Here is a 20,105-nt window from a genome sequence, read left to right on the forward strand (position 1 = left end):
GCAAATTCTTTGCTTGGCAATAACCTTTTCTATATGTATAATAGTGGAAATTCAAAACACGAAAAGCGATGAAAGGGATCTGCTTCCGCATGATGACTTAGAGAGCTGCCGGTTGGTGCAAGGCAGGGATTCAAGCAGAGGCACACCTCACCCTGGAGTAGTATAGCTGAATTGAACTCTTGCTGATATTGGAGACTTCATTTAGGCTGTACCGGCTAACCGTCGATATACGGTTGTTCAAGATTCGGATGCGTTTGTGATCATGACCTGCATTCGAATAAAGAAGAGTGGTACCGCGAAGGAATGATGGCCTGTCGCCTCTTTAGAGGCGACGGGATTTTTTGTGCTAAGCAGGTGAAATCCATTGCAGGGGGAAGGTAATGATGAAGGAGATCATTGATTATTATGAAGCCTTTGATGAATGGGGAAGACTGGATCGGGAACCGCTGGAATTTACAGTGAACTGGCATTATATAACGCGAAATCTTCCACCGACGGGTCATGTACTGGACAATGGGGCAGGTCCAGGTAAATATGCAATGGAGCTGGCGAAGCAAGGCTATCGGGTCACCTTGTCTGATCTGACTCCGAGACTTGTAAGCGTAGCTGAGGAACAGGCAGCTCATTTACAGCTGACCTCACAATTTGACGGATTTCATGTGCTGAATGCAGCCGACCTCCATTTATTTTCGGACGAAGCCTTTGATGCATCCCTGATGCTCGGTCCTCTGTATCATTTGCAGGAGGAAACGGATCGATCCAAGGCGGCGAAGGAGCTGTATCGAGTTACCAGATCAGGTGGAATCGTATTTGTTGCCTTTCAGACACGCACCCGCATGCTGCTGAACTCATTACTGAATCCAGCGCACTGGAAGCCGAATCATACGATGGGCAATCTCGAGCAATTTTGGGCTACAGGCAGATTTAATCACGAGGATAAAGGGCGTTTTACGGGAGCGTACTACTTCGACACAGCCAGCATCGAACCTTTTATGCAGGAGCATGGATTTGAGAAGATTAATCTTATTGGCTCTACCAGTATCGGAGCATTGCTGCAACCTGAACAGGTGGATTATTGGAGAAATCAAGGGGACGAGGCTTACCGAAAATATGTGGAGCTGATGATCTCAACTGCAGAAGACACTGCGCTGCTTGGTATATCCTCACATTTACTCTACATCGGACGAAGAAGGTAGCTTAGTTCTCCAGGTCCAATGGAATCGCAGGTTTGGAGCATTCGTATTAACCTCATATTATCGGTATAATGATGTGTATATAAGAAGGAGGGACATTCAAATGATCGCTCAAATTCAGAGGAATGAATCGGGTTACATCGCAGAATTCAAACGCGAATTAAATCATCCTGCATATAAGGTATGGGCAATGCTCATTGATAACAAACGATTGAAAGAGTGGTTTCCAGAGCTTGAGGTGAAAGAACTCGGAAACGGGGGAATGATCCTGTTTGATATGCAGGATGGGACTTATGAGGAAATGCCGATATTGGACTATGTAGAGGGCAAGGTACTCGAATTTGTGTGGGGAGAAGACAAGGTGCGATTTGAAATCCATGCAGACGAAACGGGCGAAACTTCGACGCTTCTACTCTCAGAAAAAATCACTTTTCTTACAGACCATACCCCTAAGGATCTGGCAGGCTGGCATGTCTGCCTTGATGCTATTGAAACTTTGTTAAATGGAAGAGCATTAACAGAGAGTAAAGAAGAGTGGGATCACTGGTATCCGCAATATGTGGAAGCACTCAAGCCTTTACAATAACCTGCTTAAACGTAAAAAGTCGTCCTTCATGGAGGGCTTTTTCTTTTACCTCCTTTACCTTATCGATTCCTACTCCTTTAGTCAGGTTAGAATAAGTGCCAAAATGTTGGAAAAATATCCTAGGATGCATATATGACAGCGTTTACAATACAGATAACACTTTCCGAGGAGAGTGAACTGGATATAGGAGGTCTTGTATGAAAAAGCACCGAAACAGATTTGGATTGATATTCTTGAGTCTCTCGATGTTACTCATGCTGCTCGGCCCGTCTGGTGAAGATCGTAAGGCGGAGGCAGCCCCTGCTTTTGCCAAAGGAGCGGATATCAGCTGGGTAGCAGGGATGGAAGCAGCAGGATACAAGTGGAAGGACAAGAACGGGGTGCAGCGTGATATCCTGCAAATTTTAAAAAATGACTATCAGATGAACTCGGTTCGCTTGCGTGTATGGGTGAATCCCAACATGAGTGATTATGTAAACGGATATATGAATGCAGAGAAAGCAGCTGATCTCGCGCTTAGAGCGAAGAATCTGGGAATGAGTGTAATGCTGACCTTGCACTACAGTGACTCGTGGGCTGACCCGGGACAGCAGAACAAGCCTTATGCCTGGCGAAATTACACTTTTCAGCAGCTTATGGACGCCGTATGGTCCCACACCATTTATGTGATGAATACTATGAAGAACAAAGGGGTTACACCGGATTGGGTTCAAATTGGTAACGAAACAAATGACGGGATGTTATGGAATGACGGTAAAGCTTCCGTAAACATGAAAAATTATGCTTGGCTCGTGAACACCGGGCATAATGCCGTGAAGTCGATCAGTCCGAATACGAAAACCATCGTGCACCTGGCAAACGGACATGATCAGGCCGTTCTCGACTGGAATATCGGAGGTCTTGTTCAAAATGGAGCCAATTTTGATGTCATCGGACTGTCTCTATATCCATCGGCCTCTGATTGGACGACCAAGGTGAATCAGACCATAACGAATGCGAATCAGTTGATATCGAAGTATGGAAAAGAGATTGTCATATCCGAGATCGGTATGGATTACAATCAGGCTTCGGCAGCCAAGAGCTTCATTACAAAGATCAAAAATGATGTGCGTAATATTTCTGGAGGCAAAGGGCTCGGTGTATTCTATTGGGAACCTCAAGCGACCCCCGGGTATAATGGTGGATACAACAAGGGTGCCTGGAACGCAGATGGCAAACCGACTATTGCACTGGAAGGATTTATTAATTAAAAGAGTGTATTCGTTCTTATAGAGCTGGCTCGTATTCGTCATTAATACGGTCCAGCTCTTTTATTTATCTTGACGAAGAGATTTTTTCCTCGTTCTGCCATCGATCTTCCAGCTTCTCGTTTAAATTCAAACCCTGCATATAGTAGTCTATTAAAAATTGCTTGAAAGCTAGAGCCGCTTTCGATAAATAGCGGTTCTTATGCCAGGTTAAACGAAACAAGGCTTTGGAATGCTCATCAACGATGCTGACTAGCTGCACCTGGGGAGACCAGTCACGAATACAGGAGGATACGAAGGCGACTCCCATCCCTGCTTCAACCATTTTGAGCAGCATGGAGGGTTCATCCACCCGGCATACAAAATTTGGTGAAATTCCGGATTTACGACAAAATTCATTCTGGATATGGTAGAGAGCATGAGTTTCCTTGTAACCAACAAAGTGCTCTTGTTTCACTTCAGACAGCTGCAGCCTGTCACGATCAGAGAAGGGATGGTTTGGGGGGAGTGCCAAATTAATAATTTCTTTCGTGAGATATTCAGATTGGATATCCGATGCAGCGATCGGAAGGGAAGACAGGCAATAATCAATCCGATCTTCATTTAGTAAAGACTCCATCTCATGATGTGTGGCTTGAATGATCCGAATTTGGCGTTTGGATACTTCTTACTGAACAATTTCAAAGGCTCTCCTATACGATCCGGGTCTTGAATGGCAATCTCAATCCTTCCTTGGTTCAGTCCAGCCATGTCCTCAAGTTCTCTTCTGCCTTCTTCAAGTGTTGACAGCACGAGTTCTACTCGCTGAAGAAATGATCTCCCGTATTCATTAAGCCTTATCTGCCTGCCGTTCCTTCGAAATAAAGGAACACCCAGATCCTCTTCAAGGCGAGCGATGGTTTTGCTGAGCGCAGGCTGAGCAATTCTTAACTGCTCAGCAGCCTTCGTCATATGCTCAAGCTGCGCCACAGTACGGAAATAGTGAAGCTGCAAAAGTTCCATCGTTTTCGCTCCTTTTTCTCGATTATATACAGCTTAATATACTTCAGTATATAAGAATATGGCTAAATATATATTTTTCTTCCATCTTCTTCAAGAATAAACTGGAGAAAAGAGAAGTAAGGGAGGAAAACTGAAATGGACGACAAGGTGGTTAGTCCGACTCAACAAGATGCAGCCGATCGTGCAAATAGACTAATTCGAATTTTAGCATTTACCATGGTGCTGTCGGTCATGAGTGTAACGATGTTTAACATCGCGCTGACGGACATCAGCATTGAATTTTCATTAACCGTAGCTCAGGTAAGCTGGGTCTCCACCGCGTATCTCGTCGTCTACGCGCTGGGTACGCTCACATACGGGAAGCTGGTAAGCCTGGTTCATCTGCGGCATTTAGTTGTGATTGGATTGTTCATGTTTGCTCTGGGGTCGCTGGTTGGATTTACAGCGCAGTCTTACTCTATGGTTGTACTGGGCAGAATCGTACAGGCGGCAGGGGCTGCTGTAGTGCCGGCCATGAGTACCATCATACCTGTCAGATATTTCAGTCCGGAGAGAAGAGGGTATGCACTGGGGATTACCTTTACAGGACTTGCGGTTGGAAATGCAATAGGACCTGTCATCTCAGCAGCAATTGTCAGCTTTGCCGAATGGAGATGGCTGTTTGCAGTGCCGATCCTTACACTGGTTACTTTACCGTTTTACCTAAAGTATTTAGAGAAGGGCGAGTTAAAGAAAGATAAGATCGACTACTTCGGGGGAAGCCTGCTCGCCTTATTTGTTGTATTGCTTATGATGTCGATAACTCAAGCGAACATACTGTATTTTTCAGCAGCGTCAGTCCTGTTTATATTATTTATTGTTCGTTCAAGGCTGACGTTAGTCCCATTTATACCCCTTCAATTGTTTCGATCGAAAGGCTATGCTATCGGGCTGGTTATTCTGGTTCTTGTACAGGGGATTGGGTTCTCGTTCCCATTTCTGACCCCGCTGCTGCTGCAACAGGTCAATGATCTTTCCTCGGGAATCGTCGGATTTATGTTGGTTCCCGCAGCGATCGGTTCTGCCTTGCTTGGAAAAAGGATTGGAAAAGTCGTCGATACCCGTGGGAATCACTTTGTCTATTCGATATCGGCATGTCTCTTGTTCATTACATTTATGGCGATGTCCATTTGGGCAGGGGCTCATCATTATTGGATAGCAGCTATCCTCATTGTAGGTACTGTAAGCCAAATGAGTCTTCAAATTTCGCTCATTAACAGCGTGTCCCGTTCACTTGCTCCAGAATATATAGGAATAGGGATGGGGCTTGTTTCGACTCTTAATTTTATGTCCGGCGCAATCGCCGCTTCCTTCTACAGTATACTCCTTGATCAAGGAGCGAGGAGTGCATGGAATGGACTAAATGGAAACCTGGAAGCATCGGTATTCAGCAATATGTATTTTGTGTTCGCTGTCATGCATATCCTCCTGCTCGCAGCTTTTCATTACTTGTACAGAAATCATGTTCCGAAAGTTCGAACAGCAAACAGGCACTCGCACTAATTCGCCAAAATGAAACAATTAGTATTTTATTCCTATTAAGTTGTTAATAAACAACAAATAAAATAGGAAGAATTCAGGCGAACAGGACGAAAGAAATGCTGCACGAGCATAGATGGTACTATTTTGTTTTTGATTCATGCTGATCTGTGCGTCAAAATGTATTTTTCATAGACCAAACAACCTAAATCACAACTGAAAAATAAATGCTGGATAATCCGTCCTGCATCTTTCACAAAATTGACATTATTATTCTATCCAAGTAGTAATATCAACGCCCCAATTCGCATTTTCCTTCAAGAACCGCTATACACGCGGTTCTTTATCCTTTTATGAGAATTTTATCGAAAAATGTGACATGCATGTCATATGACGTATCCGTCTTAATACTTAATTGACCTATGTAAAATAAGTATTAAGAACCAAATGTAAAATTATGTTAAATAAATGCTTGTAACCGTCTTTTTTTATGATTTATACTCTCTTCACAAGCAATAGCTTTTCATTTAATAAATCCTCTAAAATGTTAACTCTCATCTCATCAAACTCTCAGAATCTCATCAATCTCCAAGAATTTTAAACTCTCTCAGTAATACAAAATAGATTAACCCCCTGAATCTACTCAAATAAATCTTCTTTTTCCCATCTAAGACGCTTAAGTCTATGAATTCACTTCTATTAACCCCTTAAAGGAGGTGGTGCTCCAATCAAATTCTGATTCGTATCTTCTCGTCGTTTAATTGGTCGTGTATTTGTTTGGAGGGAATTCATACGTTTCTATTTCTAATCTAAAAGGAGTGTATTAGACTTGGTCACAGCGAAAAAGACGAAAAAAACCTTCTCATTAAGCATGGCTTTCCTCCTGGCAGTGTCCATCGTAAGTCCGGCTATGGCCGCACCGACGACCTCAGTTTCTGATAAGATCGATTTGCGTACTGCGGCTCCCGAACTGATCACTGCAAAAGTAGACTCTAAGCTAAATAAGCTGTTTGACGAAGACAAATATGTCACCTACCTGATCAAAATGTCAGAACAAGCGGATACTGCGCTTGCTTCTCAGAAAGCAATGGATCTGGCTTCCACTCAAAAAGCAACCCCTGCAGCTGCGAAGCTCTCAGCTCGTACCTCAGTGGTTAGTACACTGCGTGAAACGGCATCCCGTACACAAATACCGATCCAAAAATATTTGGATGAACAGAAGGAAGTTGGCGGAGTTAAAGAATACAAGAGCTATTTCATTGTCAATTCACTGGCGGTTACAAGTACCAAAGAGGTGATGGAGGAGCTGGCCCTTCAGCCTGGCATTGACAAGATCCTTCCAAATGAAGAACGATTCCTACAGGAAGTTACGGTTGATAAGAATGCTTCGACTCCGAAGGCGAATGATTTGGACAGCGATTCTGCTGCCTCAGCAGCGGATCAGAACAAGAATACAGAACCTTCTGATTATGACCCGGCAGAAATTGAATGGAACATCGCTCAAGTCAATGCACCCGAAGTGTGGGAGCAAGGAATTGACGGCTCTGGAATTGTCGTCGCAAATTTGGACTCCGGCGTTGATTATACACATCCTGCCCTAGCCAGCAAATGGCGTGGTTTGGATGCCAGCGGAAATGTCGTTGATCCAGAGCTGAGCTGGTACGATCCTCATAGCGGTGCCTCACTTCCAGCCGATACGGACGGTCATGGTACACATACAATGGGGACGATGGTAGGTGCTGAAGAAGACGGCACGAATATGATTGGTGTAGCACCCGGCGCAAAATGGATGGCGGTCCGTATCTTTAATCCGAGCACCACGGATGCCATCATTCTGGATGGTGCTCAGTGGCTGCTGGCACCGGTAGATGAAGAGGGGAATCTACATCCAGAGCTTGCTCCAGATGTGGTGAACAACTCATGGGGTGGAGGAGCAGGTATTGATGAATGGTTCAGACCCATCGTCCAAGCATGGCGTGATGCCCAGATATTCCCCGAATTCTCTGCAGGTAACACAACATTGACGAATCCTGGTGGCCCTGGATCGGTTGCTAATCCGGCGAACTATCCGGAATCCTTTGCTACAGGTGCAACGGACATCAATGGAGATTTGGCTGACTTCTCACTCTTGGGTCCCTCCCCGTATGATGAGATTAAACCTGAAGTTTCTGCTCCGGGTGTGAACATTCGCTCATCGGTTCCAGGCGGCAGTTATGAAGGAGGCTGGAATGGAACATCGATGGCAGGCCCCCATACAACTGCCATTGCGGCCATGCTATTGCAAGCGAACAGCTCTCTCACTGTCGATGATCTGGAGGATATTCTGACAGAAACAGCGACAGAAAGAACAGATAGCACTTATCCGGAATCACCTAACAACGGATATGGACACGGCATTGTCAATGCACTTGATGCGGTTGGCTCAGTCCTTCAAGGTGTCGGTTCTGTAACGGGTCGAGTGACCATCGACGGTGATGACCTGACTGCACCTGAGCTGGATTACACTGTTCTGGAATCGGTTTATGCCGGACTTGATGCCGGATTCTCCATTGAAGCCAGTGATAATGTATCCGTTACTGAAGTCAGTGTTTTTGCAAGAACAGAAGGTATGAGCCGCTATGTATACATACCAGCGGAACTCACTTCCGGAGATGCGCTTGATGGTACGTACCGAGCTGTTATTCCTGCAGCACTTATCGAGGAGCCAGGCCTTGAATATTACATCCGTGTGAATGACTATGGCAATAACGGTTATGAGACGGAAGTACATTCCGTAGACGTATTGGAAGGAATTGAACCAGGTTATTCCCAAAATTTTGAACAGGACTATGTTGGATTCTTGCCTGATCTTGACAATCCTTGGGTATGGGGAACTCCTGAAAGCGGACCTGGAAGTGCCTATTCTGGGGAGCATGTAATGGCGACAAATTTAACGGGTACGTATGCACCGAATTCTAACACCGCTCTAATTGCACCGCCAATTAATTTGGAAGATGCGCCTGAAGGTGCCCTGTTGTCCTTCAAGCAATGGTATGAGCTAGAAGACGGCAGTGATTTTGGTACTGTGTATCTAGCGACAGAAGAGAACGACTATGAATTTGAACAGTTGCTGACGGTTACGGGCAGCAGTGAAGATTGGGCGAACCAATATGTAGATTTAACCGCGTATGCGGGACAAAAAGTATATGTGGCATTTGTTCTCAGCTCGGACGCTTCAATTCAAGGAGAAGGCTGGTACATTGATGACTTCTCGTTGCAGCTTCCGGATGAAGTGGCTCCAGCAGCTCCATCTGAGCTGACAGGAACACCTTCAATACTTGGTGACGTATCGCTAGAGTGGAGTGCTCCTGCTGATGAAGATCTGAAGGAATATAATGTTTATCGTTCTGTGGCATCTGACACGGGATATGAGCTGATTGGCACGACATCTGAAGCATCCTATGTTGACAGTATTACGATTGAAGGAGAAACAACTTTTTATTATGTAGTCAAAGCAAAAGATTACAGCGGCAACGAGAGTGACGCTTCCAATGAGATAGCGGTTGATGTAGCTGTACCAGAAACTGTATTCAGCGATTCATTTGACGGTGAAGACGATAATGGCTGGACACACTTGGGAACGAATGATGTATGGGAGCGGGGCACTCCTGCTGCACCGGGTCCAGCTTCTGCGGTCACTCCTCCGAATGTTTGGGGAACTGATCTGAACGGAACTTATCTGGCAAGCTCAAATTTTTCTCTTGTATCGCCTGTGATTGACTTAACTTCTCAGAATACGGCTGCACTGACCTTCAATCACTGGTACGAAATCGAAAGAAACTATGATGATGCCTACGTGGAAGTAACCACGGATGGCGGTACGACCTGGACAGAGATTGGTTACTACTCCAATGTAACAGAAGGTAAACAGTGGTCACCTGTATTTATTGATCTGACAAGCTATGCAGGAAATGAAATTCAAGTACGCTTTAGATTAACTACGGATGGCAGTGTACAAAAAGCGGGATGGTATTTGGATGATGTCCGGGTGCTGGCTGTATCTGCACCAGAATCAACAGCTAGTGATACAAAGACTGAATCTAAAAAAGCTAAAGCAATACAGAATGCCCCTGTATTGACGGACTTTGTGAGCAAGCAGCCGATTACGACTCAAGGTGATTCCGTATCGAAGGATGGAGAAATAGGACTGTTTAGTCTTCCTGTCTCTGCTACGGTAACGGTTCTCGAAACCGGAAGATCGGTTCGTACGGATGCATTTACAGGCCGTTACAGCTTTAATCATGTCGCCGGTGACTATAATTTGAAGGTCGAGTCTTACGGCTATTACCCACAGACGGTTCCTGTAAGCATTGAAGATGGCAAGACACGTAACGTTAACTTCCAGCTCGAAGAAATTCCACAAGGTACGATTACGGGCACCGTTACAAATGAACGTACGGGAGAGCCGATTGCAGATGCGGTAGTCATGGTCATGGAAGACGCACAGGTATCACCTGTACGGACTGACGAAGCGGGGGTCTTTACTCTGCAGGTATATGAAGGAACATATACTTTGTCCATTTCCGCATTAGATTACTATAGTGAAACAGCAGCAGTAACCGTTCCTGCGAACGATACTGTCACGCATGACTTTGATCTGAAGCCCTTCATCGGCTATGCAGGTGAGATCAAATATGATGACGGAACAGCGGAGAATGCTCGTGCATGGAATGCGGCAGGGAATGCGTGGGCTGTTAAAATGAGTCCTGAATCAGAAGCGGCACAAGTAACCGGAGCATCCTTCCTCTTCTGGAATACAGAGTGGCCGAGCCCAGGCGGTACAGCCTTCAGTTATTCTGTATATGATGCATCTGGACCAGATGGAGCACCCGGACGTGAGCTTGCAGGTCCATTTGACGGTACTGCACTAAGAAATGATGAATGGACAACGGTAGAGTTCCCGGAACCGGTCTCGGTTACAGGAGACTTTTACATTGTATACGAGCAGACCGAAGCGAATCCTTATTCACCGGGACTAGCAACCGATGAGAGCAGTACAGTCGCTGAACGGGCATGGCAGCGGATCAGTGGCGCATGGACTGCCTCCCCTCTAGAGGAAGGAAATTACATGATCCGTGCGCATGTACAGTATGCGATTGGCGCGCCAATCATCACCTCTCCGTCAGAAGATACGTACACGAATGAGGAGTCCATTACAATTACAGGTACTTCCAATGCCAACGGATCAACAGTGACGATTTATAATGGGGAAGAAGAAGCAGCAACTGCGACGGTGGAAGAGGGACAATTTGAAGCGGTGATCGACCTGAATGCAGGCGAGAACGTTCTTGTCGCTGAAGTCTTGGTGGGTGATGAAGTAACAGACCCTTCTACTCCAGTAACGGTAACTCTTGATCAAGCTGCACCAGAGCTTGTTGTTACATCTCCAGAGGATGGAGAGACGACGAACGCTGAAGCTTATACCGTGAGAGGTACAGTGAATGATGAATACCTTGATACGGTTACAGTGAACGGTGAAGCAGCTGAAGTTACGGAGGATGGAAGCTTCGAGCATCGTCTTCTGATCAACTCAGGTGATAATGTCGTTACTGTAATAGCAACAGACTTGGCTGGCAACGAAACGACCATTACACGTACAGTAGTAGTAAACTGGGCAGCACCTGTCATAACGAATCTCGCACCAAGTTCGGATCTGCATATTTCAGCAGGAGAGGCGGTGTATGTATCCTTCGACAGCCGCCCAGGTCTGTCAGCATCATTCCGTGTCGAACTGCCAGGCAATGCCCCATCGAGCTTCAATGAAGCTCCGCTCACAGAGACTTCTCCTGGACACTATGAAGGAACCTATACAACCTCAGAATCGTTGAGGCTCGAAGGCGGAGTTATTGTAGTAAGAGTATGGGATACAGCAGGTAACGAAACAGAAGTTGCAGCACTTGGTAAATTATATGTCACAGAGAGTGGGGAAGAGCCGGCTCCGCCAAATGCAGCCCCTGTCGCCATCATTCAATCTCCGAGCGCAGCGCAGCGTAACCGGGATGTTACTTTCGATGCTTCAAATTCATACGACGAGGATGGCAGCATTGTTTCTTATGTATGGAATTTTGGAGATGGAGCAACGGGTAGTGGAGTCACCGCTACACATGCCTATACCAAAGGCGGAAATTATACGGTGGAGCTCATCGTCACAGATGATCAAGGTGCAGCGAATACGAAAACATTCGTCATTCGAATTCGCTAAGTTTCTGAACGAACGCTTGTCCTAATAAAAAGAGGAGTTCCGGATAATGGTCCGGATTCTCCTCTTTCTCGATTTTTCAGGCCTGATATTTGGATAGGTCAATCCGTCGGTCAAGTCCCAGTTCTACACCTTCATCTTCGAGCTTCATCTCTTGGATCAATCGCTGCTCGTCTTCAGGGATGGCTATCTCTCCGAACTTATTTACGACTCGGTGCCAGGGGAGGGCATGCTTCTCACTCATCGAGTGAAGTACCCGGACAACCTGTCTTGCCGCACGAGGACTTCCGGCTAAAGCCGCAACTTGTCCGTAGGTCATTACCTTTCCCTCTGGAATGGATTGAATGACTCGAATCACTTCTGCGGTAAAGGGCTGCATTGCTTCCTGTCTCCTTAAGTTTATACATTCGTTACTAGAATCATTTCAGATGATTATATCAAAAAAATATCCTTCTTAAGAACTGTTTATCGCGAAGAAGGGTAACAAGTGGTTGACGATGATCAAGACTCAAAGGTAATATAATCATGCAAACGGTTTCATTGGAAATAAAGCAAGGAATTCCTTGTCTGAACAAAACCACAAGCAGACAATTAGAAGAATGTTTGCGTTAATCAGAACGGAGGTGTATGTTTACGCTATTCTTGAACAGGAAGAAGTTAGAATGACAACGATCCATACGGTTCGACAATCTATGCAAACGGTACCAAATTTGGTGTATTCCATTTCAATATGAATCGGAGGAATGTTCATGCGCAATTATCGTTCTTTGCGTACAGCATTAACAGTGTTCATCGCTGCAGTTATGGTCTTGACAAGCATATGGATCGTGCCTGTTGATGCTCAGGAGAATCATTCAATTCAGTCGATACCTGAGCAGAATTTAAGAATTCATTATGACGGGACTGGAGAGAATCTGGGTGTTTGGGTATGGGAGGATGTAGAGCTTCCATCAGCCGAATGGCCAAGCGGTGCAATTCCGTTTACAGCAGAACAGCAGGATGCTTATGGAGCCTATGTAGATATTCCGCTCAGAGCAGATGCTAAAAAAGTTGGCTTTCTCATCGTAGATCGGACGACCGGGGAGAAGCACGGTGGAGATAAGATACTAGAGCTGAGCTCAACAAATATAAATGAGGTGTGGCTGGGACAAGGATCAGACGAGATTCTCCTGTATGAACCTGTACCCTTGGCTGATGATGTCGTGCGAATCCATTATTCTCGTGCAGATCAAGACTATAATGGATATGGATTATGGTTATGGGAAGATGTGAAAGCGCCTTCAACAGATTGGCCGAAGGGCGCGCTCCCATTTACTAACGAACAGACCGATAAATATGGTGCTTATATTGATGTTGAGCTAAAAGAGGATGCCACGAAGCTCGGGTTTCTTATAGTGAATCGTAATAATGGCGAGGAAAAGGATGGTGGAGATAAGAGCTTCAACCTCCTTCAGCATTATGATCATTTATGGGTCCGGGAAGGTGATGATCAAGTGTACGTCTCACCCTATGGTGAGATGGCTACAGGAGTTACAGCTGCTACAGTCACATCCAAGGACCTGATTGAGCTCAAATTTACTCGAACTGAAGGACTTACTCCGGATGCGGTAAGCAGGGAATTGATCATTAAGGATCAGGCTGGCTCGGTTGTTGAAGCTAGTGAAGTCAAAGTAAGCGAGAATAATACAGTAGAAATCACAGCTGATTTTGATCTGAACAAGCTTCCACTTACAATTACGTATGCAGGCATATCGGTTAAGGCAGAGCTTCATTGGAGTGTTATTGATGAATTATATGCTTATAAGGGTAACGACCTCGGTGCTACATACAGTAAGAAAAAAGTCACCTTCAAGCTGTGGGCACCGACTGCAAGCTCGGTAAAGCTAAATGTATACGATAAGAAGGATGCATCTGTTCATATTGGATCCAAGGAGCTGACCCTTCAAGAGCAAGGGGTATGGAAGACCGTAGTTCGACCAGAAGAGCATGGCGTGAAGGATCTTAAAAATTATTTCTACCAATATGAGGTTGTAAACAATGGCGAGAGTCGAAAAGTGCTGGATCCTTATGCGAAATCGATGGCAGCCTTCCAGGTCGATACCTCAGGCGCTGCGGGTCAAGACGGGGATGTCGTTGGTAAAGCAGCCATCATTGATCTCAGTAAAACAAATCCGAAGGGTTATAACTATGCCAAGATTGACGGTTATAAAAATAGAGAGGATGCGATTATATGGGAGCTGCACGTTCGGGATTATACTTCCGATCCTTCAATTCAAGATGACCTAACCTCCAGATGGGGCACCTATAATGCATTAGAAGACAAATTGGATTATATGAAATCACTTGGCGTCACTCACGTACAGCTTCTCCCGGTTATGGCCTGGTACTATGGGGATGAGACGAAGATGGGTAACAGGGAGCTTCAATACTCTGCCGGAGGCAACGAATACAACTGGGGATATGACCCTCACAATTACTTCTCTCCTGATGGGGCGTATTCCGAAGATGCCACAAATCCGGAGCTTCGAGTCAAAGAGCTTAAGAACATGATTGATGCTATTCATGATGCAGGTATGGGTGTCATTCTCGATGTCGTATATACGCACATGGCGAATGCTGATCTTCTGAATGATATCGTTCCGAATTACTATGCTTGGAAGGACAGTAATGGTGCATACGTCGGCGGCTTCGGCAATAATCTGGCTACGAATCATGTAATGGCAGAGAAATTGATGGTGGATTCGGTGAAATACTGGTTTGATGAGTATAAAATTGATGGAATGCGATTCGATATGATGGGGGATGCGACTTCCGGTTCTATTCAAAAAGCTTATGATGCAGCTGCCAAGCTGAATCCGAATGCGCTATTCATTGGTGAGGGCTGGAGAACCTTCAGTGGAGCCAATGCAGATACTGAACTTGCCGGACAAGGTGCGGACCAGGATTGGATGGACGAGACAAATGATGTGGGTGTATTCTCCGATGAAATTCGTAATGAATTAAAATCCGGATTCGGTTCTGAAGGAGAGCCTAGATTCCTTACTGGCGGTGCAAGAGATATCAACCTGATCATGAGCAATATCAAAGGCCAGCCGACAAACACGCCAGCGGACGATCCTGGAGATATGGTGCAATATATTGAAGCTCACGATAATCTCCCGCTGTATGATGTTATTGCACAATCGATCAAGAAAGATCCGTCCATACCGGCAAATGATCTTGAAATTCATCAGCGAATCAGACTTGGGAATCTGATGGTGCTGACTTCTCAGGGAACGGTATTTCTGCACGCGGGGCAGGAATACGGACGTACGAAGCAGTGGCATGGTGAAGGGTTGCCTGAGCAGAAATATCACGCTTTGTCAGATGAAACCGGTAAAGTATTTGGCTATTTCATTCACGATTCCTATGACTCTTCAGATGCGATTAACAAATTCGATTGGGATAAGGCACTGGACAGTAAGAAATATCCGGTTAACAGTGTAACAAGGGAGTATACGGAGGGACTCATTCAACTGAGGAAATCAACCAACGCCTTCCGTCTAGGGGATGAATCTCTCGTAGATAAGAATGTATCTCTAATTAAGGCACCGGAGATGAACAGCAAGGATCTAATCATCGCCTACAAAAATAAGTCTACGGATAACACGGGGACATACTATGTTTTTGTTAATGCGGATCAAACCCCAAGAACGCTTAGTCTCGACACAGATCTTACGAAAGGAACTGTTGTCGTGGATCAGGATGAAGCTGGAGTTAAGGCGGTTTCTGACAAATCCGGGTTTGAACTTAGTAAAACTTCAATTACACTTGAGCCGCTGACGGCTGTTGTAATTAAGATGAAAGAAAAATCTAAAAAGTAAAGCATTCCTAAGAAACTCTCCTTATTTGATAGGGAGAGTTTTCTATTCATCACCATATTTCTAGATAATTATCTCTTATTCACGAAAAAACACCCTTTATCAGCAAACCTGATAGATGTCATAAGATCAATCTAATTGACCACTCTCTGGTCCTGTGATAGTTTCAGTAGAGACAAATTAATTCTGATAAACTTACTGAGAATTATTATCAAAGCATCCGAGGTGGATATTATTGGAACTCCAAGTGATTAACAGCCCATTTACTCAGGAACAGACGGAACTATTAAATCGATTATTACCTACATTATCCGAGACACAGCGTATATGGCTTAGCGGCTATTTAACGGCGATTCAAGCAAGCGGTGTGGCTGCGACATCTGCGTTAGAAGCACCGGCTGTGAACGTTGCTGGTCAGCCTGCAGTAGCTGCACCTGCGATCAGCAAAGAGATTACCGTACTGTTCGGTTCCCAGACGGGAAACAGCAGCGGAATTGCGAAGAAATTCAGCAAGAAGCTTCAGGAGCAAGGGTTTGAAGTAACAACCAGCTCTATGAGTGATTTCAAACCAAACAATCTGAAGAAGGTTCAAAATCTGCTCATTGTCGTCAGCACCCATGGAGAAGGAGAGCCGCCGGATAGTGCGATCGCTTTCCATGAATTTTTGCACAGTAAACGTGCACCTAAGCTGGATGACTTGAAATTCTCTGTTCTGGCACTTGGAGATACTTCCTACGAATTCTTCTGCCAAACAGGCAAGGATTTTGACAATCGTCTGGCCGAGCTCGGCGGAACTCGTTTGACGCCAAGAATGGACTGCGATGTTGACTTTGAAGAGTCAGCAGCCGAATGGATGAATAATGTCCTGTCTGAGCTGAATGCGGCAAGTACATTAACACCGGTAAGTGTCAGTAGTGTAGGTGCGGCAGCCTCTACCAGTACGGAATCAGAGTTCACCAGATCGAACCCGTTTCAAGCCGAGGTGCTTGAGAATCTAAATTTGAACGGACGCGGGTCTGATCGTGAAACGAGACATATCGAGCTGTCCTTAGAAGGATCTGGACTTACTTATGAGCCAGGAGACAGCTTGGGAATCATCCCTCAGAATCATCCTTTGCTCGTAGAAGAGATCATTGCTGCAGCAGGGTGGAACGGTGAAGAAATCATTCAGGTATCCAAAAAAGGCGACACGCTCTCTTTACAGGATGCACTGACGAAGTATTTTGAAATTACGGTACTGACAAAGCCGCTGCTGGAGCAAATTGTGAATCTGACCTCGAATGCTCAGCTTAGAAAGCTACTTGAGCCAGGTAATGAACAAGAGCTTCGCAATTATATCAATGACCATGATCTGCTCGATTTGATCCAGGACTTTGATCTACGAGGTGTAACCGCATCTGAATTCGTTACGCTGCTTCGTAAAATCCCGGCACGCCTCTATTCCATTGCCAGCAGTCCAAGTGCATATCCTGATGAAGTGCATTTGACCGTGCGTACAGTACGTTACCAAGCGAACGGACGGGATCGCTACGGTGTCTGCTCCGTGCAGCTGGCAGAACGAATTGAACCAGGAGATCAACTCCCTGTATTTATACAGAATAACGATAACTTCAAGCTTCCAGCGAACCCTGATGCACCAATTATTATGATTGGACCAGGTACGGGTGTTGCTCCTTTCCGTGCATTCATTGGAGAGAGAGAAGAGCAGGGAGCCGGGGGTAAGAGCTGGCTGTTCTATGGTGATCAGCATTTTGCAACCGACTTTTTATATCAGGTGGAATGGCAGCGCTGGCTGGCAGATGGTGTGCTGACCCGGATGGATGTCGCTTTCTCCAGAGATACAGACGAGAAGGTATATGTTCAGCACCGGATGCTCGAGAGAAGCCGTGAGCTGTACGAGTGGCTTCAGGAGGGTGCTTACATCTACGTCTGTGGAGATGAGAAGAAGATGGCGCACGATGTTCATTCCACACTTGCAGCCATTCTCGTACAGGAAGGCGGCTTGACGATGGAGGCGGCAACGGATTATCTGATTCGATTACAGCAGGACAAACGATATCAACGCGATGTTTACTAAGGAAGGCTTTTCATACCGGAAGGAGATACTAGCATGGCACTAAATGAATTGTACCCGCCACAAAATGCACCCCACAGCGATGTAGAGGATATAAAACGTCGAAGCAATTATTTAAGAGGCAGTCTTGTTGAAACATTAAAAGATCCAATTACAGGTTCTATTCCAGAAGATGATAATCGTCTGATGAAGCATCACGGCAGCTACATGCAGGATGATCGTGATCTTCGCAACGAGCGTGCCAAGCAGAAGCTGGAGCCAGCCTACCAGTTCATGCTGCGCGTACGCGCTGCTGGCGGTGTGGTGACACCGGATCAATGGCTGATGATGGATCGGATCTCTCATAAATACGGAAACGGTACAATCCGGCTGACAACACGTCAGTCCTTCCAGCTTCACGGTGTACTGAAATGGAATCTGAAGAGCACGATCCGCGAAGTAAACGATGCACTGCTAAGCACACTTGCTGCATGCGGAGATGTTAACCGGAACGTGATGTGCAACCCAAATCCTTACCAATCCGAAGTGCATGAAGAAGTGTATGCTTGGGCTAGTAAGGTTAGTGATCATCTCGATCCCCGCACAAGAGCGTATCATGAGATCTGGCTTGATGAAGAGAAGATCATTGACAGCCGTGATAATGATGCAGAGCAGGAGCCTATCTATGGTGCGGTATATCTGCCGCGTAAATTCAAGATCGGTATTGCAGTACCTCCATCGAATGATGTCGATGTATTCTCCCAGGATCTCGGATATATCGCGATCGTGGAGGATGGCAAGCTGAAAGGGTTCAATGTGACCGCAGGCGGCGGTATGGGGATGTCATATGGAGATACCAAAACATATCCTCAGGTCGGCAAGTTAATCGGCTTCTGTACTCCAGAGCAGATGGTAGATGTAGCTGAGAAGATTGTGACGATTCAGCGTGATTACGGTGATCGTGCCGTTCGTAAGCACGCACGCTTCAAATATACGGTAGATGATCGGGGTCTGGATTGGCTGAAGAATGAATTGACCACTCGTCTTGGTTATGCCTTGGAGCCTGCGCGTCCTTTTCATTTCGATCATAATGGTGACCGTTATGGCTGGGTGGAAGGCAGTAATGGCAAATGGCACTTCACCCTGTTTATCCAGAACGGACGAATTGTCGATCTAGATGGTTATCCGCTGATGACAGGTCTTCGTGAAATTGCCAAGGTTCACAAAGGCGATTTCCGCCTCACGGCGAATCAGAACTTGATTATTGGGAACGTCGGACCGAAGAGCAAGAAGAAGATTGAGAAGCTGATCGCTGAATACGGCTTGACGGATGGGCTTCATTATTCAGCGCTTCGTAGAAACTCCATGGCATGTGTTGCGCTTCCTACTTGTGGACTTGCGATGGCCGAATCCGAACGTTACCTTCCTACACTTATGGAAAAAATCGAGTGTATTCTGGAAAGTAACGGACTTCGTGAGAAGGAGATTGTAATCCGCATGACAGGCTGCCCTAACGGATGTGCCCGCCCGATGCTGGCTGAGCTATCCTTCATCGGCAAAGCACCCGGTAAATACAATATGTATTTGGGCGGCGCATTTAACGGTTCACGCCTCAATAAGCTCTACAAAGAGAATATTGGGGAAAAAGAAATATTGGAGTCGCTTGATGAGATCATCGCAAGATATGCTAAAGAGCGTGAGGATGGAGAGCATTTTGGTGATTTTGTCATCCGTGCTGGATACGTGGAAGCTGTATATGACGGTATGAGATTTCACGCGTAATATTTGCTTCATTGGAATTAAGGCTAGAGAAGTACCTGCTTTGACAGGTACTTCTCTTTTTGTTATGGCTCTTGTACTGCTTTACTTTTTCGATTGAAGCCACCATAAGTTTTGAAATGGATCGACAAACCCTGCCATGCAGCCGCCAACTTCATCTTCCATCACTTCCATCACTGATGCTGCACCAGCTGCGATTGCTTTCTCGTAAGTATCTGCTACGTTATCCACATATATATACATTTGAATTGGAATTAATCCGTCATTTTTTAACTCACCGCATACGCCTGGACCGCAGCTGCCATCATGTGAAGTATCGGCAAAGTAAATGAGGCTCTCACCGATTTTCATTTCTGCATGAATAATTCCTCCTGTTTCTTCATGCTTATTAACCTTCACGACCTCGGACTGAAAAACAGACTTGGTAAAATCAATAAATTGGGATGCACTCAGCACCATGAAATAGGGTACGATCGTATGTTTCATTTTGAACTTCACTCCTTAGGATTTTGATAAATTTCACCTTACATTTAGATCATATAATATTGATGCAAATGCTAAGGTTTGTTATGTTTTTTACTGAAGTAAGGGTATTCTATACTTAAAAGCCGTCATGAGGTTTAATTTCA

General features: G+C 45.5%; 12 protein-coding genes. 8 read left to right on the forward strand and 4 right to left on the reverse strand.

The window, feature by feature from the left end:
* The first annotated feature begins 383 nt into the window (after window positions 1-383).
* The 3 genes from PUW25_RS12065 (at window position 384) to PUW25_RS12075 (ending at window position 3,029) form a co-directional block, all read left to right on the forward strand.
* Window positions 384-1,196 carry a class I SAM-dependent methyltransferase gene (locus tag PUW25_RS12065; RefSeq protein ID WP_047911966.1) on the forward strand — a complete coding sequence of 271 codons (813 nt, stop codon included), beginning with the start codon at window positions 384-386 and terminating at the stop codon, window positions 1,194-1,196.
* A 100-nt stretch (window positions 1,197-1,296) separates the two neighbouring features.
* Window positions 1,297-1,779, forward strand: a complete 483-nt coding sequence (locus PUW25_RS12070; RefSeq protein ID WP_047911702.1) for an SRPBCC domain-containing protein — start codon at window positions 1,297-1,299, stop codon at window positions 1,777-1,779.
* Window positions 1,780-2,024: 245 nt separating this feature from the next.
* A complete protein-coding gene (locus PUW25_RS12075) occupies window positions 2,025-3,029 on the forward strand; it encodes a glycoside hydrolase family 53 protein (protein WP_238546377.1) in 1,005 nt (334 codons plus the stop codon).
* Between the two features lie 64 nt (window positions 3,030-3,093).
* Here the strand turns inward: PUW25_RS12075 and PUW25_RS12080 are convergent, their stop codons facing one another.
* The gene (locus tag PUW25_RS12080; RefSeq protein ID WP_081872423.1) at window positions 3,094-3,645 is read right to left on the reverse strand and encodes a LysR family transcriptional regulator substrate-binding protein; all 552 of its coding nucleotides are present in this window, start codon (window positions 3,643-3,645) and stop codon (window positions 3,094-3,096) included.
* Complete coding sequence (locus PUW25_RS12085; RefSeq protein WP_081872425.1) at window positions 3,630-4,028, reverse strand: LysR family transcriptional regulator; 399 nt, start codon at window positions 4,026-4,028, stop codon at window positions 3,630-3,632. Before PUW25_RS12085 ends, PUW25_RS12080 begins: the two co-directional genes overlap by 16 nt.
* 135 nt (window positions 4,029-4,163) lie before the next feature.
* Here PUW25_RS12085 and PUW25_RS12090 point away from each other — a divergent pair, with 135 nt between their 5' ends.
* Together PUW25_RS12090 and PUW25_RS12095 are read left to right on the forward strand one after the other, a co-directional pair.
* Window positions 4,164-5,570 (forward strand): MFS transporter, encoded by a 1,407-nt coding sequence (locus tag PUW25_RS12090; protein WP_047911704.1) that lies wholly within the window; start codon window positions 4,164-4,166, stop codon window positions 5,568-5,570.
* 805 nt (window positions 5,571-6,375) lie between these two features.
* Window positions 6,376-11,787, forward strand: coding sequence for a S8 family serine peptidase (locus PUW25_RS12095; RefSeq protein ID WP_047911705.1), 5,412 nt, complete (start codon window positions 6,376-6,378; stop codon window positions 11,785-11,787).
* Window positions 11,788-11,863: 76 nt separating this feature from the next.
* Here the strand turns inward: PUW25_RS12095 and PUW25_RS12100 are convergent, their stop codons facing one another.
* The gene (locus tag PUW25_RS12100; RefSeq protein ID WP_047911706.1) at window positions 11,864-12,163 is read right to left on the reverse strand and encodes an MGMT family protein; all 300 of its coding nucleotides are present in this window, start codon (window positions 12,161-12,163) and stop codon (window positions 11,864-11,866) included.
* Window positions 12,164-12,533: 370 nt separating this feature from the next.
* Between PUW25_RS12100 and PUW25_RS12105 the strand changes: the two genes are divergently transcribed.
* From PUW25_RS12105 to cysI, 3 genes are all read left to right on the forward strand, one after another.
* The gene (locus PUW25_RS12105; RefSeq protein ID WP_052511899.1) at window positions 12,534-15,647 is read left to right on the forward strand and encodes a pullulanase; all 3,114 of its coding nucleotides are present in this window, start codon (window positions 12,534-12,536) and stop codon (window positions 15,645-15,647) included.
* A gap of 232 nt (window positions 15,648-15,879) precedes the next feature.
* Complete coding sequence (locus PUW25_RS12110; RefSeq protein ID WP_047911707.1) at window positions 15,880-17,721, forward strand: assimilatory sulfite reductase (NADPH) flavoprotein subunit; 1,842 nt, start codon at window positions 15,880-15,882, stop codon at window positions 17,719-17,721.
* A gap of 33 nt (window positions 17,722-17,754) precedes the next feature.
* Window positions 17,755-19,479: an assimilatory sulfite reductase (NADPH) hemoprotein subunit gene (gene cysI, locus PUW25_RS12115; protein WP_047911708.1), complete on the forward strand. Its 1,725-nt coding sequence runs from the start codon at window positions 17,755-17,757 to the stop codon at window positions 19,477-19,479.
* A gap of 81 nt (window positions 19,480-19,560) precedes the next feature.
* Here the strand turns inward: cysI and PUW25_RS12120 are convergent, their stop codons facing one another.
* Complete coding sequence (locus tag PUW25_RS12120; RefSeq protein WP_047911709.1) at window positions 19,561-19,962, reverse strand: VOC family protein; 402 nt, start codon at window positions 19,960-19,962, stop codon at window positions 19,561-19,563.
* Window positions 19,963-20,105: the final 143 nt, after the last annotated feature.

The sequence above is a fragment of the Paenibacillus urinalis genome, assembly GCF_028747985.1.
In the GTDB taxonomy this organism is placed as follows: Bacteria; Bacillota; Bacilli; order Paenibacillales; family Paenibacillaceae; genus Paenibacillus; species Paenibacillus urinalis.